The organism is Xanthomonas sp. WHRI 1810A (genome assembly GCF_040202885.1).
GTDB lineage: Bacteria > Pseudomonadota > Gammaproteobacteria > Pseudomonadales > Pseudomonadaceae > Aquipseudomonas.
In genome coordinates this window covers 614,901-630,001 of sequence record NZ_JBEGED010000002.1, presented here as the reverse complement: position 1 = coordinate 630,001, position 15,101 = coordinate 614,901, and the positions used below count along the sequence as shown (strand labels likewise).

Genomic DNA, 15,101 nt, shown 5'->3' with positions numbered 1-15,101 from the left:
GTAAGCGCCGTCAGGACATGGATGTCCGTTCGGCGCGTGCCCACGGAGCGTCGCCGGAGTGAGGGAACCCGACGAAGTCGGGCCAAACCGGGAGCAGGGCCTTTTTGGTTACTTTTTTGGCTCTTGAAAAAAGTGACCCGCCGTAAGGGCGGAACCGATATAAGCAACACCCTAGATAATGGATATACACATCATCCGAGGGGGGTCATATAAACCGCTTCGGTCGAGCGCGACCCCGGAGCCTCGCACGGGCTCGTCAGCTCCTACAAGGGACCGCGTAATCTCGCGACACCGGCCGTGCCGAGTAGCGAATGGACACCGCGTCATGCGCGGGATCGCGCCAAAAGCCTCCGCTCAGTCGCACCGGTTGAGCCATTTCCGATCCGCGCGGTCAGCTACACATCAACACTGTGTCAGTGGCGCGAGCCGAGGAAGAAAAAATGACCGAGACCCTGAACGTCGTCGCCATCATGAAAGCCAAGCCCGGCAAGGAATCGGAACTCAAGGCACTGCTGCGCGAAGCACTGCCCGGCTTCCAGAACGAACCGGGCTGCCAGGCCTACGCCGTCCTCCAGGACAAAGAAGACCCCTGCCGGTTTCTGTCCTATGAGGCCTGGGACAGCGAAGCCGCACTGCAAGCCCACATGAAGGCCCCGACCCTGACCAAGGCCATGCCGCAGCTGAACAAAATTCTCGCTGAACCCATGGAACAAATCCGGCTCACACAGCTGCCCGGCAGTTCCGTCTGACGGCCCATTGAAACGCACATTTTTAAAGGCAGGAGCACACCATGCGACCGCAGACCTCATTCATCTTTGACCTGGATGGCACCCTCACCGACAGCGTCTACCAAAACGTGGCCGCCTGGAAAGAAGCCCTCGACGCCGAAGGCATCCCCCTGGCGATGTGGCGGATCCACCGGAAAATCGGCATGAGCGGCGGCCTGATGCTCAAGTCGCTGTCCCGGGAAACCGGCACCGAAATCAGCGAAGCCACGGCCAAGCGGCTGGACGAAAAACACGCCGAGGCCTACGAGCGGCTGCAGGGCCAGATCATCGCGTTGCCCGGTGCGGTCGAGCTGCTGGAATCCCTGACCCGCGACGGGCTGGAATGGTGCATCGCCACCAGCGGCGGCAAAGACACGGCCAAGATCAACCTCAAGGCGCTGGGCATTGGCTTCGACGACATCAAGATCATCACCCGCGATGACGTGCAATACGGCAAGCCGGACCCTGACCTGTTCCTGGCCGCGGCCAAGCGCATGGATGTGCCCATTGAGCATTGCCTGGTAATCGGCGACGCCATCTGGGACATGCTCGCGGCCCGCCGTTGCAAAGCGACCGGGATCGGCGTGTTGTCCGGCGGCTACGACATCAGTGAACTGGAACGGGCAGGAGCCTTGCGGGTGTACGAAGACCCCCTGGACCTGCTCAACCACCTGGATGAAATTGCCGCCCGTCCCTGAAAGGGCGTGATGACGGTGGAGTCTGTCGGGGCGGCTGACGTAAGATCAGCCCCCGACACCCCTCCCACTTGTTGAAGGCTTCCTGGTTATGCGGCTACTCGCCACGCTCGTTGGTTTGTCTTTTTGCTTCAGCGCCCTCGCCGATGAAGTCACCCAGCCGTCCTTCAAGTGGACGTTGCTCGATCAACACGACAAAGCCTACACCCTGGACAACGACGCCGATGTGCTGCTGATCGCCCGCAGCATGTCCGCCGCCAAGTTGCTGAACGCGGCCATCGAGGATTGTCCGGAGGGGTATCTGGAGGCCCGCCACATGGTGTACGTCGCGGATATCGAAAAGATGCCGTCGCTGATCAAGATGGTCGCGGTCCCGGCCATGCGCTCGGCCAAGTACCGCATCATGCTGGACCAGGACGGCCGGGTGGCCACGCGCTACGGCGGTGACCGGGACACGGTGCAGTGGTTGACGCTCAAGGACGGCGCGGTCACCCACGAAGAACGGTTTACCGACGGGGCGAAGCTCAAGCAGGCCGTCAACCAGCACGGCCAGTGAGGCTCAGACGGTGACCGACGCTTTCTCGAAGATCATCCGCATGTAGCCGGCAATCATCCGCGAGTTGCCGTACACCTGCGACAGGTAGCGCTCGGCGTTGGACAGATGCAGTTGCAACTGCTCGCCGACCTTCTGCTCGCCGTACAGCGAGACGAAGGTGGACTTGCCTTCGTCCTTGCCCTGGTCCTTGTCGCTGTCGGCGCATTTGTCTCGCAGATCGTCGTACATCTGGAACGCCTGGCCCAGCTCCATGGCAAAGTTCTGCAGCAGCGGCCTGACGGTTTCGTCGGTGCTGCTGATCAACCAGGCCATGTCCATGATGGCGCCGAACAGCACCCCGGTTTTCAGGCTGTTGGTCAGGGCGATTTCGTCCGCGCCACGGTGCTGTTGCCCTTCGCGCAGGTCCTGAAACTGACCGCGCACCAGCCCCTGCATGCCGACGGTGTTGGCCACCACTTCCACCAGTTGCGTGCGGGTGGCGGCGGGCAGGTCGTGGATCGCCGCGATAACCCCGAAAGCCCGGCTCAGCAGCGCCACGGCGGTGAGTATCGCCACGTCCTGGCCGAACTTCAGGTGCACCGTGGGCTGGCCGCGTCGCAGGGCGGCGTTGTCCATGCACGGCATGTCGTCCAGCACTAGCGAGGCGGCGTGGATCATTTCCACGGCGCAGCCCAGGTCCAGCGCCTGTTCGCCGCGGTGCCCCAGGCCTTCAGCGGCCAGGATCAACAGGATCGGGCGCATGCGTTTGCCGGGCGCCAGGGTCGATTCGCGCATGGCCAAGGCGACCAGATCGCGCTCGTTGCCACACTCAGGCAGCAGCTCCTGCAAACGCTTTTCGATGGCTGAACGCACATCGGACAGGCGTTGGGCAAAGCCGTAATCGATGGTTGCGCCTAAATCCATGGTCATCGGTGTTTTTACCTGTGTTGTCGCGGTTGAGCACTCCGTCCGGATGTTTCGTTTCCTGGCGCATAAAAAACGGAACGACTTCGATACCGGAATGCCTCAATCATCAGTTATCGTTGTACATAGATTGTGCGAATCGCCGGTCTTGTACAACCTTGGTCCATTAGATGACCACGCGCGCAGCGAAATGATTCACGCAAACTGGAGTAACAATGAACGAAAGCGATTTGAGTCGGCGCAAGGATGATCATCTCAACATCGTGCTGGACAGGCAGGTCGGGCGTAATGGCGTGGGCTCCGGGCTCGATACCCTGCAGTTCGAACACTGTGCCTTGCCCGAACTGGACATGGACAGCGTAGACCTTCGCAGCACGCTGGTGGGTATTGCGTTGCGAGCGCCGTTGCTGATCAGCTCGATGACCGGCGGCGCCGACCGCGCGGTCGCCATCAATCGCCACCTGGCCGAAGCGGCCCAGGCCTTGGGCATCGCCATGGGCGTAGGCTCGCAGCGGGTCGGACTGCGCAGCGGCAACGATCAGGGCCTCACCCGCGAGTTGCGCCGGCTGGCCCCGGACATTCCGCTGCTGGGCAATATCGGCGCCGCCCAATTGCTGGAGCGCGACGGCCTGGACCTGGCGCGTCGTGCCGTGGACACCCTCGAAGCCAATGCGCTGATCATTCACCTCAATCCGTTGCAGGAGGCCGTGCAGGCCGAGGGCGACCGAAACTGGCGCGGTGTGCTGGACGCCATCGGCCAGGCCGTGGACACCCTCGGTGTGCCGGTTATCGTCAAGGAAGTCGGGGCCGGACTCTCGGCGTCGGTGGCCCAGGCGCTGGCCCAGGTGGGCGTGAGCGTCATCGACGTGGCGGGCCTGGGCGGCACCAGTTGGGCAGCGGTCGAAGCCGAACGCGCCCAGCGGCCCGCTGATCGGGAAGTGGCCATGGCCTTCGCCCAGTGGGGCATTCCCACCGCCACCAGCCTGGTCATGGTGCGGCGCGCGCTGCCGGACGTCACGCTGATCGCGTCCGGCGGCATTCGCAACGGCGTGGACGCGGCCAAGGCCATCTGCCTCGGCGCGGACCTGGTAGGGCAGGCGGCGGGCGTGCTGCGTGACGCCACCCTGTCGACCGCTGCAGTGATCGAACACTTCGAGATCGTGATCCGCCAGTTGAGCATCGCCTGTTTCTGCACCGGTTCGGCGGATCTCGCGGCATTGCGAAACGCCCGGTTCCTGTCGGCCGAACTGCCCCACAGCGCGCGCACATGAGTCATTTCGCGGTGGTGGCACCGGCGTTCTACAGCCATTTTCAGGCCTTTCAGGCGCTGGCGGCCGCGCTGCTGGATCGCGGACATCAGGTCACGTTCTTCCAGCAGGCCGATGCCCGACGCTGGCTGACCGACCCGCGCATCGGCTTTCATGCGCTGGGCGCCAACAGCCACCCGCCGGGTAGCCTCGACGCGGTGCTACGGCGGGCCGCCAGCTCCAATAACCCGCTGCGATTACGTCAGGTGATTCGCGATTTGTGCGCCAGCACCACCATGCTATGCGCCGAGTTACCCGCCGCTCTGGCCCAACGCGGGATCGATGCCATGCTCTGCGACCAGATGGAAGCGGCAGGCGGGCTGGTCGCCGAAGGGCTGGGGTTGCCGTTTGTGTCCGTGGCCTGCGCATTGCCGGTCAATCGCGAACCGCAACTGCCACTGGCCGTGATGCCATTCGCCTACGGCACCGACGAGCGCAGCCTGCGCATGTATGACGGCAGTCAGAAAGTGTATGACTGGATGTTACGCCCGCTGCGCGATGTCATCCGCGCGGCCTGCAAGCGTCTGGCCATCGAAGGCCGGGACGGTCTTCACCAATGCCTCTCGCCTTACGCCCAGATCAGCCAGACCGTGACCGGCTTCGATTTCCCACGCGCGCACACACCCAACCATTTTCATGCGCTGGGGCCGTTGCGTTTGCCACGTCAGGTCACCGAAGGCAACTGGCCCATCGATCCAGACCGGCCCTTCATTTTTGCCAGCCTTGGCACGCTGCAGGGCGGCCGTCTGGGGATGTTCCGACAGATCGCCAAGGCCTGTCGCCGGCTGAACGCTCAGTTGCTGGTGGCCCATTGCGGTGGGTTAGCCGATGCTCAGGCCCGATCCCTGACCCGCAGCGGCGCGACCTGGGTGACTGACTTCGCCCCGCAGCAGTGGGTGCTGGAGAAAGCCGACGCGGTGGTGACCCATGGCGGCCTGAACACGGTGATGGACGCCATCGTCGCGCGCACGCCGATGCTGGTGATGCCCATCGGTTTCGATCAGCCCGGGGTGGCCGCGCGGGTCAGCTATCGCGGCCTCGGCGTGCAACTGAGCCGTCGCGCCCGTGCCCGCAAGATTCACGATCGGCTGGCGCAACTGCTGGATCATCCGCGCCAGGCCATGGACCGGCTCGCGGCCGAGCTGGAACACGCCGGCGGCACGGCCAAGGCCGCTGATATCGTCGAAGCCGTGGTGCGCACCGGTCAACCGGTGCTGGCGGAGGTCGCCTCATGACCTACGACCTGATCCTCGCAGGCGGCGGTCTGGCCAACGGGCTGATTGCCTGGCGCCTCAAGCAACGGCGGCCCGACCTTCGGTTGCTGTGCATCGAAGAACAGACGCATCTGGGCGGCAACCATACCTGGTCCTTTCACGACGGCGACCTGAGCCCCGAACAGCATCAGTGGATCAAGCCCCTGGTGGTCAAGATGTGGCCGGCCTACGACGTGCATTTTCCCTACCGCTCCCGGCGCATGAACAGCGGCTACGCCAGCATCACGTCCGAGCGCTTTGCCCAGGTCATCGAAGCCGCGCTGGGCGCTGATCTGCGCACCGGGGAACGGATTGTGGAGATCAGCCCCCGGTCGGTGGTGCTGGAGAGCGGTGAGCACCTGCACGCCCGCGCCGTCATCGATGGGCGCGGTGTGCAAGCCAGCCCTAATCTGGTGCTGGGGCAGCAGGCGTTTCTGGGTCAGCTGTTGCAGTTGCAGGCGCCCCACGGGCTGCACGCGCCGATCATCATGGACGCGCGGGTGACCCAGGGCGACGGCTACCGTTTCGTCTACGTCCTGCCGTTTTCTGCTGATACGGTGCTGGTGGAAGACACGCACTACGTCGATCAGCATTCGTTTTCCCCCGAGCAGTTGCGGCAGAACATCAGCGAGTACGTGCACGCCCGAGGCTGGGCGGTGGCGGCTTGTCTGCGGGAAGAGCAGGGCGTGCTGCCGATCACTTTGGCGGGCGACTTCGAGCGCTTCTGGCAGGAAGCCCCCGGCCAGCCGCTTTCCGGGCTGCGTGCCGGGCTGTTCCATTGCACCACCGGTTATTCGTTACCCCATGCCGTGCAACTGGCGGACTGGATCGCCCTGCAGCATCAGCTGGACGCCGATTTACTGGCCTGCGGCATCCGCTCCCTGGCGCAACAGGCCTGGCAGCGGCAACGCTTTTATCGCTTGCTCAACCGCATGCTGTTTCTGGCCGGGCGACCTCAGGATCGCTGGCAGGTCATGCAGCGTTTCTATGGGCTGTCCGAAGGGCTGATCAGCCGGTTTTACGCCGGCCGAAGCAGCCTGCGCGACAAGCTGCGCGTGTTGACGGGCAAACCGCCTGTCCCGATCAATGAGGCGGTGCGTGCTGCACGGCGCACCCTGCCTCGGCATTACGAGAACCCAGAATGACCCAGGCAAAAAACGCGATTGTGATTGGTGCAGGCTTTGGTGGCCTGGCCCTGGCGATCCGGCTACAGGCCGCGGGCGTGCAGACGACGCTGCTGGAAAAACGCGACAAACCGGGCGGCCGCGCCTACGTCTATCAGGATGAAGGCTTTACCTTCGACGCAGGGCCCACGGTGATCACCGACCCCACCGCTATCGAAGAACTGTTCACCGCGGCCGGGAAATCCATCAAGGATTACGTCGAACTGCTGCCGGTCGCGCCGTTTTACCGGCTGTGCTGGGAAGACGGCACGCAATTCGATTACGCCAACGATCAAGAGGAGCTGGACCGCCAGATCCACGCGCTCAATCCCAAGGATGTCGCCGGCTATCAGCGCTTCCTGGCGTACTCGCAAGCGGTGTTCCGCGAAGGCTATCTGAAGCTGGGCGCGGTGCCGTTTCTGTCGTTCCGCGACATGATTCAGGCCGGGCCGCAACTGGCGCGGCTGCAGGCGTGGCGCAGCGTGTATTCGATGGTGGCCAGCTTCATCGAGGACGAACGGTTGCGGCAGGCGTTTTCCTTCCACTCCCTGCTGGTGGGCGGCAATCCGTTCGCCACGTCGTCGATCTACACCCTGATCCACGCCCTTGAACGGCAGTGGGGCGTGTGGTTTCCCAAAGGCGGGACCGGCGCGCTGGTGCAGGGCATGGTCAAGCTGTTCGAGGACATCGGCGGCCGGATCGAGCTGAACGCCGACGTCGCCAGCATCGACGTCAGCGCCGGCCGCGCCACCGGCGTGCGGCTCAAGGATGGCCGGCAGTTCCTCGCCGACAGCGTCGCGTCCAATGCCGACGTGATGCACACCTACGCCGACCTGCTTGGCGAGCATCCAAGGGGCAAACAGGAAAGCGCGCGCCTGAACGGCAAGCGGTTCAGCAATTCGCTGTTCGTGATCCACTTCGGGCTCAAGCGACCGCAGCCGCAGTTGCAGCACCATACGGTGTGCTTCGGCCCACGCTACCGCGAGCTGATTCAGGAAATTTTCAAGGGCGATGCGCTGGCGGAGGATTTCTCACTGTACCTGCACGCGCCGTGCATCACCGACCCTAGCCTGGCGCCGCCGGGCTGTTCGAGCCATTACGTGCTGTCACCGGTGCCGCACTTGGGCAATGCCGACATTGACTGGGAGGTGGAAGGGCCGCGTTACCGTGACCGCATCTTCGAATACCTTGAACAGCACTACATGCCCGGTCTGCGGGAAGACCTGGTCACCAGCCGGATTTTCACGCCGACTGACTTCCGCACCGAGCTGAACGCGCACCTGGGTTCGGCATTCTCGCTGGAACCGATCCTGCGCCAGAGCGCCTGGTTCCGTCCGCACAATCGTGACGCGAGCCTGGGTAACGTGTACCTGGTGGGCGCCGGCACGCATCCGGGTGCGGGCGTGCCGGGGGTGATTGGTTCGGCCAAAGCCACGGCGGGCCTGATGCTGGAGGATCTGCGCGTATGACGGCGATGGACACTACCGATCAGGCCGTGCTCGACCATGCCACCCAGAGCATTGCCGTGGGCTCAAAGAGTTTTGCGGCGGCGTCCCGTCTGTTCGACCCGGTCACGCGGCGCGGCGCAGTGATGCTGTACGCGTGGTGTCGGCACTGTGACGACGTGATCGACGGTCAGGAAGCAGGGCACTCGGCGCAAGTGGTCAGTCAGGACGAGGTCAACCGGCGCCTGGCTGACTTGATCGCCCAGACCCAGGCGGTCTACGCCGGTCTGCCGGCCAGGACGGACGCCTTCGCTGCCTTCAGCGCGGTGGTCAAGCGCCATGGCATTCAGGAGCGATACGCGTTGGAGCATCTGTCGGGGTTCGCGATGGATGTGCAGCAGCGCCAGTATCGGCATATCGAAGACACGCTGGATTACTGCTATCACGTGGCGGGCGTGGTCGGGCTGATGATGGCGCAGGTCATGGGCGTCAGCGACGAGCAGACGCTGGACCGGGCGTGCGACCTGGGCATGGCATTCCAGCTCACCAACATCGCCCGGGACATCGTGGAAGATGCCGGCGTCGGCCGTTGTTACCTGCCGGGTGCGTGGCTGGAAGAGTTAACGATCCCCGAGGACCGGCTGGCGGACCCGGCGCATCGACAAGATGTGGCGGTGCTGGCCCAACGGCTGGTGGACATGGCCGAGCCGTTCTACGAGAGCGCTCAAGCCGGGCTGACTGCATTGCCATGGCGTTCGGCATGGGCCGTCGCAACGGCGAGCGGGGTTTATCGGGAAATCGGGGTGGAGGTCCGGCGGCGCGGCGCCCATGCGTGGGACATCCGGGTGTCCACCTCGAAGCTGGACAAACTGCGGCTGGTGATCGAGGGACTGTGGCGGGCGATCAGGTCCCGTGGTCGTCGCTGGCCTGCCCGCGATGGGCACCTGTGGCAACGTCCCCATCGCGCTTGTTGAGCGGCCCGCCGTGCAATTGGCGTAACTCGGCACGCAGCTGAGTGGTGGAAGGGGCATACAGGAAACCAAACGACACGCAACGCTCCTTGCCGGCCACGGCATGGTGCATCAGGTGCGCCTGGTACAAACGTTTGAGGTAACCGTTGCGGGGCACGTATTTCATCGGCCAGCGCTGATGAACCAGGCCGTCGTGGGCCAGAAAGTACAGGAAGCCGTAGGCCGTCATTCCGGCACCGATCCATTCCAGCGGGTGCGCCCCGCGGGTGCCGGCAGCGATCAGCACGATGGCGACCCCGGCGAAGACCACGGCGTACAGGTCATTCTTTTCAAACCAGCCCGTGCGCGGCTCGTGGTGCGAGCGATGCCAGCCCCAGCCCCAGCCGTGCATGATGTATTTGTGCGCGTAAAAGGCGAAGCCTTCCATGCCGACCACGGTGGCGAAGAACACCAATGCGTTTAAAACCATTTCAGTTACCTGTTCGAATACGTACCTAAGACTGCGCACCGCGCACGAACGTTCTCACAGGTCTGCACGAACTGCACGGGTTACGGCACTCAGCCCTTGCTGTGCTCTTTGGATGTAGGACCCCGAACGATTCCGCGCGGGCCCGCAATCCCCCAGATACCCACCCCGATCACGGGCAGGACCAGCACCAGCACGGTCCAGCCGATTTTAGTGCCGCTGGATTTGTTGGTTCGCCAGACGCTGTTAATGACCCAAAGGTCCAGCAACAGGATGATGACCGCCAAGGCGATCGAAAACATCGACGTTTCCATTGTTATCTCCGATGAAACAGGGCAGGGCAAGGCGCCCAACTACTTCATGTCACTCACTAAGGGGAGCGGGAAATATCAGGATTAGTTCAGGTGTTTACAACGCAGGAGGATTAACGGTCTGGTGCGGGCTGGGAGCGTAGATTAGAAAAGTGGCGCTTGGGGAATGAGAAACTGAGGAAATCGGGGTACTTGAGGGTTTAACGTTGACGCGGATATGAGTGGGGGCGGACCTGTCCGCGAAGAGGGCGGTGTGACCGACTCCTCTATGGGGCCTGATAGTCCGCCCCCACCATGGCTACCTGATCAGGCAGCTTACTTCTGAAGCCAGGACTCGACTTCGTCCGAACCGTGTTCGCTTTTCCAGGCCTTGAGCAGCTTGTGGTTGCCGCCTTTGGTTTCGATCACTTCGCCCGAGTGAGGGTTTTTGTAGACTTTGACGGAGCGGGCCTTGCGGCTGCTTTTTTCGACAGGCGCGGACTTGGGGGTCTTGCCTGAGGATTGAGGATCAAGGATCGAAATAATGTCCTTGAGGCTCTTGTTGTATTCGCCCAGAAGAATTCGCAGTTTTTCCTCGAATTCAATTTCCTGTTCCAGGCCCTTGTCGCCTTTCATGGCTTCCAACGCTTGCATCTGTTCAGCAAGATGGCGTTCTAATTGACGATACTCTGCAAGCTTAGACATCGAGTTTTCTCCAGGAGTTTGCGTGATTCTAGTTAACGTCTTTTCGAAAAGCACGAACAGTTTCAACTAAATAATAGCGTTCTCCGCGACGCTTCAATCAATTAACCCTGACTAACACCTGGGGCAATCCCTGGCGTTGCGCAGTGCGTACCCATACCACTGCGTTTAAACGAGGCCCGCCTACTTCAGGGTCACGGTATCCGTGCTGTTTAACGGGGATTGGGTTGATCATCCATCTCGGCATTGTCCACATCGACATCGGTCATTTCTTCCAGCACGGGTGCCTCGTCATCGCTCTCCAGCGGGATGGCGCCTTCATTATCGGGCAGCTCATCGACACCGGGCCGGTCGCTGGGATTGATGTCGGTGCGGCCCGGGCTCAGTGGGTCCGGTGACGTCGGGACCGGGTCATCGCCGCCCATCCCGCCTTGTAACGTGGTGTTGGTGTGCATGGCAGTCTCCTTGTCGCAGCAACAGGCTGCGGGTGTTTATTGGAAACTCGGCCGCCATGGCAGTTTTATCAAACGGACTGCCGGTCAGTTAAAGGCATGTCCTTAGAGCATCCAATAGGCAATCGGGTTGAACCCCCCAGTCCCCCTTGCATCAGACCTGTGTAGCTTAAAGTTCTCGATATCACAGGTGATGAATGATCAAGATTAACAGCTACACCACGGTGAAAAGACGCGAACGCGTACCCCACAACATTTTTGCCCATTACTGGCGCGATGTGCACGGTCCGCTGTGTTCACGTCTGCCAGGCTTGGGCTTGTACATTCAGCACCATTTCTCGCGCGAGCAAGACGCGCACCTCTGGCCGTTGGCTGAGGGCGTTTCGCAAATAAAGGACTATGAACTCGACGGCGGCGTAGAAATCGGTTTCGAATCGGACGCTGACCAGGCGTTGTTTCAGGAAGCCTGCCCGATCCTGTTCTCCGATGAGCAGAACATGTTTGATGAAACCCTGGCGTATGAATTGCCACAAGGTTCGCTGACATTGCTCAACCGCCTGGACGACCAGACATTCAATGGCACTGATCACGCTGATCGCATTCATGTGCATTTCAGTCCGCGCGGCGACCTTGCGCAGCTGCATAACTATTTGAAGTCCGATCTGGGCCCTCTGCTGGCCAAGGCTGAAAGCGTTTTAAAACTCGGCCTGCACCTGTGTTCGCCCTTCAATAATGACGGCAACCATCCACCGGCGCCGGATGTCGCACATACGGCAACCCCGGAACGTGCGCAACTGGCCGTCATGGAAATTGCGTTTGAAAGTCCCGTGGCGCGTCGACGGTTTTTCGCCAGCGACGTGTTCCAGAACACACTGGCAAGCCAGGGACAACACATTGCCCAGCTTAAAGCGTTCGCGGTGTCGGGGCTTTATACCTATGTTCGGGATAAGTCGTTGACCACGGCAGGCTTGCGCGGAAGCCGTGCAGCAGAACTGATCGACTATCTGGGTGCGGTCAACCAGTTGCAACCTGATGTGAAAGCGCTGCTCTTCAGAGGCACGCCGAGCTAACGCGGCTGAAGTAACGTGGGGTCGGCTCAAGGCTCTTTCTTGCCCGCCCTTCGAAGCAAATCAATGAATTCGTCTCGGTGCAGTATCTGCCTGGCTTTGGCATAGTTCAGCGCCGAGACGAACTTGCTATCCACAGTCAGGGCAGCGATTTGCTCGTAGGCCGCGATCTGTTTTTCTTCGGTCACGATATTCGCCTTCAGATAAATCATAGGGTCCGTCGCATAGTGTCGTCCCTCGGTCTGCAAGTGCCTTGTTTCATTGAAGTCTTTAAGCAGCGTGCTGGCACGCTCGATATTGCCGTGTTGTACACCTTCCTGGGCCAACAAGTCCCGCAGGTCAGCCTGATCGAAATGGGTAGACAACGGACCGGTGCGCCCGCGCGTCATTTGCAGCAGCATCGCGCCGACGATGTTGGCATGTTTGATTTTCTCCCGGGCGATACGCACCAGCGATGATTTACGCAGTGCGTCCGCATCGTTTGTGGCTTGGGTCAAATAAGCGATTGCCATCGGTAACTCGCCTTCACTGCCGGCAAATTGTTGAAGCAGAAGCCCGAACAATACTTCGTTAAAACCCCGTTGACGGGTTTGCTGGATGTCCATGCCTGTCTCCTTAGGCACCATTTATAAAACTGCTCACTTACTGTAGACGGGCAAAGTGCCAGAGGCACGTTGTGCCGATAAACGTTGAGCGCGTCCCCCCGCGCAAGTGGCATCGTGGCTTGCAAATCTGCAAGGGCCATTGCGCAATCCGCTGTTTTTCGCCCCAGGCCTTGTCCGTATGCTGAAACCAGAGCGCCCATGAAGGCGTCGCCCCCCGCACTGATACCCTCTTTCTAAAAAGCTGCCGTCACCCGATACCACTGGAGAGCGCCTATGGCCGCCCGTGACCCCGACGTCTGGCAGATCCTCGATCAAAGCGAAGCCCTGACCCGCATCAAGCGTGAGAAAAACAGCCTGTCGTTGACCCTGCTGCTGATCGCCACGGCGTACTACACGCTGTTGCTGCTGGGCCCGACTTCGTTGAAGGCCGTGTTCAGTCTGCCCCTGGCGGGCGAGTTGAACGTCGGCACCGTGTTTGCGCTGTCGCAGTATCCGTTCTGCGGGTTGCTGGCCTGGATCTACCTGCACAAGATGCGCGCCGTGGACCGTCAGGTCGCGTTGCTGGTCAAGCAGTTCAAGCAAGGGGATCTCTGATGAAAACGGTTCATTGGCGCGCGCTCGTCAGCGGAGCAGTCCTGGCCTCCGTGTCCTTACCATCGATGGCGCAAAGCAGCGTGGTCAGCAGTCAGTTTCGCGGCATGACCTTCGCCGTCTTCGGCGCGTTGGTAGCCCTCACCCTGGCCGTGACCTGGTGGGCGGCACGTCGTAATCGGTCGGTGGGTGATTTCTATACCGGCGGCGGCGGGATCTCCGGCCTGAAAAACGGCCTGGCGATTTCCGGTGATTACCTCTCGGCGGCTGCGTTTCTGGGGGTCTCGGGCCTGATCGCGTTGTACGGGTTCGACGGCATTCTGTACGTGGTGGGGTTTTTCGTCGGCTTCATCCCGGTCCTGCTGCTGATTGCCGAACCCTGTCGCAACCTGGGGCGCTACACCCTCAGCGACGTGCTGGCGTTCCGTAACGGCTTTCGTTCGTCGAAGACCGCCGGGGCGATTTCCAGCGTCTGCGTGGCGATCTTTTACCTGATCCCGCAAGTGGTCGGCGGTGGGGTGATCATCAAGGCGTTGGTGGGCATAGAATACGAAGTCTCGGTATTGCTGGTGGGCGCGTTGATGCTGGTCTACGTGCTGTTCGGCGGCATGCGCGCCACGACCTGGGTGCAACTGATCAAGGCCGTTTTGCTGATCGGCAGCTGCTTTTTGCTGGTGATTTTTTCCTGGGCGCCGTTTGGCTTCAACGTGCCGCACTTCATGGACGGGCTGTTGCACAGCGCTGCGCTGACCGCTCACATGCAGGGGATGTTTCCGGCGCAACTGGCAGGTGTGGATCTGAATCGGCATTTCTTCCAGCCAGGGCTGTACCTGAAAAACCCCATGGAGCAGCTGTCGCTGGGGATGGCGCTGGTGCTGGGCACGGCGGCCATGCCTCACGTGCTGATGCGCTTCTTTACCGTGCGTGACGCCGTCACGGCACGCAGCTCGGTGCTGTGGGCCATGCTCGGCATTGGCGTCTGCCATGTGTTGATCGTGTTCATCGGCTTTGCGGCGGCGTACTACATCGGCTCGCCCACCATCGCCAGCTTCGACAAGGGCGGCAACCTCGCGGCGCCGTTGCTGGCGCAATACCTGGGCGGCGGGACGGACAGCTGGGTCGGCAACTTCATGCTGGCGTTCACCGCCGCTGTCGCGTTTGCCACCATCGTCGCGGTAGTGGCCGGACTGACCCTGGCGGCGGCATCGGCGCTGGCCCATGACATCTACGTCGGGGCGATCCGTCAGGGCGACGCCACCGAACGCCAGCAGGCGATTGCCGCCCGGATTGCGACGCTGTTTGTCGGCGTGCTGGCGATTGTGGTCAGCCTGCTGGCCAAGGGGCAGAACGTCGCGCATCTGGTGGGCCTGGCCTACGCTGTCGCGGCTTCGGCGAACCTGCCGGCCTTGCTCCTGACCCTGTACTGGAAGCGCTGCAACACTTGGGGTGTGCTGGCCGGCGTGATCGGCGGCACGACGCTGGCCATCGTGCTGGTGCTGGTCTCGCCGAACATGACCTATCCCGCCCAGGTGCGGCAGACCGCCCTGACCAGTGTCGCGCAACTGCAGCAAGCGCTGGACGCACTCCCGGACGAGCATTCCCCCCAACGCAATGCGCTGATCATCCAGCAAGACCAGGCGCGTGCCACTGCTCAGGCCATCCCGGAAAACGCCACCAGCATGATGGGTCTGCGTGAGCCGCTGGTGTCGCTGCGCAATCCCGGGCTGATCTCGATTCCCGCGGGGTTCCTGCTGGTGGTTGTGTTCTCGCTGCTGTTCCGCGACCCGCGCTCGCAAGCGATGTGGGCGCAGATGTCAGTGCGCCAACACACCGGCATCGGCATCGCCAACGCCGAAGCACATTGATCC

Annotated in this window: 17 protein-coding genes; 11 read left to right on the top strand and 6 right to left on the bottom strand. The window is 61.9% G+C overall.

Going from position 1 to position 15,101, the window contains the following annotated elements; genetic code table 11:
• Positions 1 to 440: 440 nt before the first annotated feature.
• The 3 genes from ABQX22_RS06080 (at position 441) to ABQX22_RS06070 (ending at position 2,018) form a co-directional block, all read left to right on the top strand.
• A complete protein-coding gene (locus ABQX22_RS06080) occupies positions 441 to 749 on the top strand; it encodes a putative quinol monooxygenase (protein ID WP_349797519.1) in 309 nt (102 codons plus the stop codon).
• Between the two features lie 41 nt (positions 750 to 790).
• Positions 791 to 1,465: an HAD family hydrolase gene (locus ABQX22_RS06075; RefSeq protein ID WP_349797517.1), complete on the top strand. Its 675-nt coding sequence runs from the start codon at positions 791 to 793 to the stop codon at positions 1,463 to 1,465.
• Between the two features lie 88 nt (positions 1,466 to 1,553).
• The gene (locus ABQX22_RS06070; protein WP_349797515.1) at positions 1,554 to 2,018 is read left to right on the top strand and encodes a hypothetical protein; all 465 of its coding nucleotides are present in this window, start codon (positions 1,554 to 1,556) and stop codon (positions 2,016 to 2,018) included.
• 3 nt (positions 2,019 to 2,021) lie between these two features.
• Here the strand turns inward: ABQX22_RS06070 and ABQX22_RS06065 are convergent, their stop codons facing one another.
• Positions 2,022 to 2,927, bottom strand: a complete 906-nt coding sequence (locus tag ABQX22_RS06065; RefSeq protein ID WP_349797513.1) for a polyprenyl synthetase family protein — start codon at positions 2,925 to 2,927, stop codon at positions 2,022 to 2,024.
• A 209-nt stretch (positions 2,928 to 3,136) separates the two neighbouring features.
• Between ABQX22_RS06065 and fni the strand changes: the two genes are divergently transcribed.
• From fni to ABQX22_RS06040, 5 genes are read left to right on the top strand one after another with little or no spacing between them, the layout of a single operon-like run.
• Entirely contained in the window at positions 3,137 to 4,192 is a 1,056-nt protein-coding gene (gene fni / locus ABQX22_RS06060) for a type 2 isopentenyl-diphosphate Delta-isomerase (protein WP_349797511.1), read from the top strand.
• Positions 4,189 to 5,463 carry a nucleotide disphospho-sugar-binding domain-containing protein gene (locus tag ABQX22_RS06055; protein ID WP_349797509.1) on the top strand — a complete coding sequence of 425 codons (1,275 nt, stop codon included), beginning with the start codon at positions 4,189 to 4,191 and terminating at the stop codon, positions 5,461 to 5,463. Before fni ends, ABQX22_RS06055 begins: the two co-directional genes overlap by 4 nt.
• Positions 5,460 to 6,626, top strand: coding sequence for a lycopene beta-cyclase CrtY (gene crtY / locus ABQX22_RS06050; protein WP_349797507.1), 1,167 nt, complete (start codon positions 5,460 to 5,462; stop codon positions 6,624 to 6,626). Before ABQX22_RS06055 ends, crtY begins: the two co-directional genes overlap by 4 nt.
• Positions 6,623 to 8,113, top strand: coding sequence for a phytoene desaturase (locus ABQX22_RS06045; protein ID WP_349797505.1), 1,491 nt, complete (start codon positions 6,623 to 6,625; stop codon positions 8,111 to 8,113). The genes crtY and ABQX22_RS06045 overlap by 4 nt, the downstream gene beginning before the upstream one ends.
• On the top strand, positions 8,110 to 9,063 hold the full coding sequence (locus ABQX22_RS06040) for a phytoene/squalene synthase family protein (protein WP_349797503.1): 954 nt from the start codon (positions 8,110 to 8,112) through the stop codon (positions 9,061 to 9,063). The genes ABQX22_RS06045 and ABQX22_RS06040 overlap by 4 nt, the downstream gene beginning before the upstream one ends.
• Here ABQX22_RS06040 and ABQX22_RS06035 read toward each other — a convergent pair.
• From ABQX22_RS06035 to ABQX22_RS06020, 4 genes are all read right to left on the bottom strand, one after another.
• Positions 8,993 to 9,529, bottom strand: a complete 537-nt coding sequence (locus tag ABQX22_RS06035; protein ID WP_349797501.1) for a sterol desaturase family protein — start codon at positions 9,527 to 9,529, stop codon at positions 8,993 to 8,995. The genes ABQX22_RS06040 and ABQX22_RS06035 overlap by 71 nt on opposite strands.
• A gap of 89 nt (positions 9,530 to 9,618) precedes the next feature.
• Positions 9,619 to 9,828, bottom strand: coding sequence for a PLD nuclease N-terminal domain-containing protein (locus tag ABQX22_RS06030; protein ID WP_349797499.1), 210 nt, complete (start codon positions 9,826 to 9,828; stop codon positions 9,619 to 9,621).
• A gap of 324 nt (positions 9,829 to 10,152) precedes the next feature.
• Positions 10,153 to 10,521 carry a histone-like nucleoid-structuring protein, MvaT/MvaU family gene (locus ABQX22_RS06025; protein WP_349797497.1) on the bottom strand — a complete coding sequence of 123 codons (369 nt, stop codon included), beginning with the start codon at positions 10,519 to 10,521 and terminating at the stop codon, positions 10,153 to 10,155.
• A gap of 209 nt (positions 10,522 to 10,730) precedes the next feature.
• Positions 10,731 to 10,973, bottom strand: coding sequence for a hypothetical protein (locus ABQX22_RS06020; RefSeq protein WP_349797495.1), 243 nt, complete (start codon positions 10,971 to 10,973; stop codon positions 10,731 to 10,733).
• Between the two features lie 194 nt (positions 10,974 to 11,167).
• On the opposite strand from ABQX22_RS06020, the gene ABQX22_RS06015 reads away from it, so the two are divergent.
• Positions 11,168 to 12,040, top strand: a complete 873-nt coding sequence (locus tag ABQX22_RS06015; RefSeq protein WP_349797493.1) for a hypothetical protein — start codon at positions 11,168 to 11,170, stop codon at positions 12,038 to 12,040.
• 26 nt (positions 12,041 to 12,066) lie between these two features.
• Here the strand turns inward: ABQX22_RS06015 and ABQX22_RS06010 are convergent, their stop codons facing one another.
• Entirely contained in the window at positions 12,067 to 12,642 is a 576-nt protein-coding gene (locus ABQX22_RS06010; RefSeq protein ID WP_349797491.1) for a manganese catalase family protein, read from the bottom strand.
• A gap of 273 nt (positions 12,643 to 12,915) precedes the next feature.
• Between ABQX22_RS06010 and ABQX22_RS06005 the strand changes: the two genes are divergently transcribed.
• A complete protein-coding gene (locus ABQX22_RS06005) occupies positions 12,916 to 13,236 on the top strand; it encodes a DUF485 domain-containing protein (RefSeq protein WP_349797489.1) in 321 nt (106 codons plus the stop codon).
• Positions 13,237 to 13,286: 50 nt separating this feature from the next.
• A complete protein-coding gene (locus ABQX22_RS06000) occupies positions 13,287 to 15,098 on the top strand; it encodes a solute symporter family protein (RefSeq protein WP_349797488.1) in 1,812 nt (603 codons plus the stop codon).
• Positions 15,099 to 15,101 lie beyond the last annotated feature (3 nt).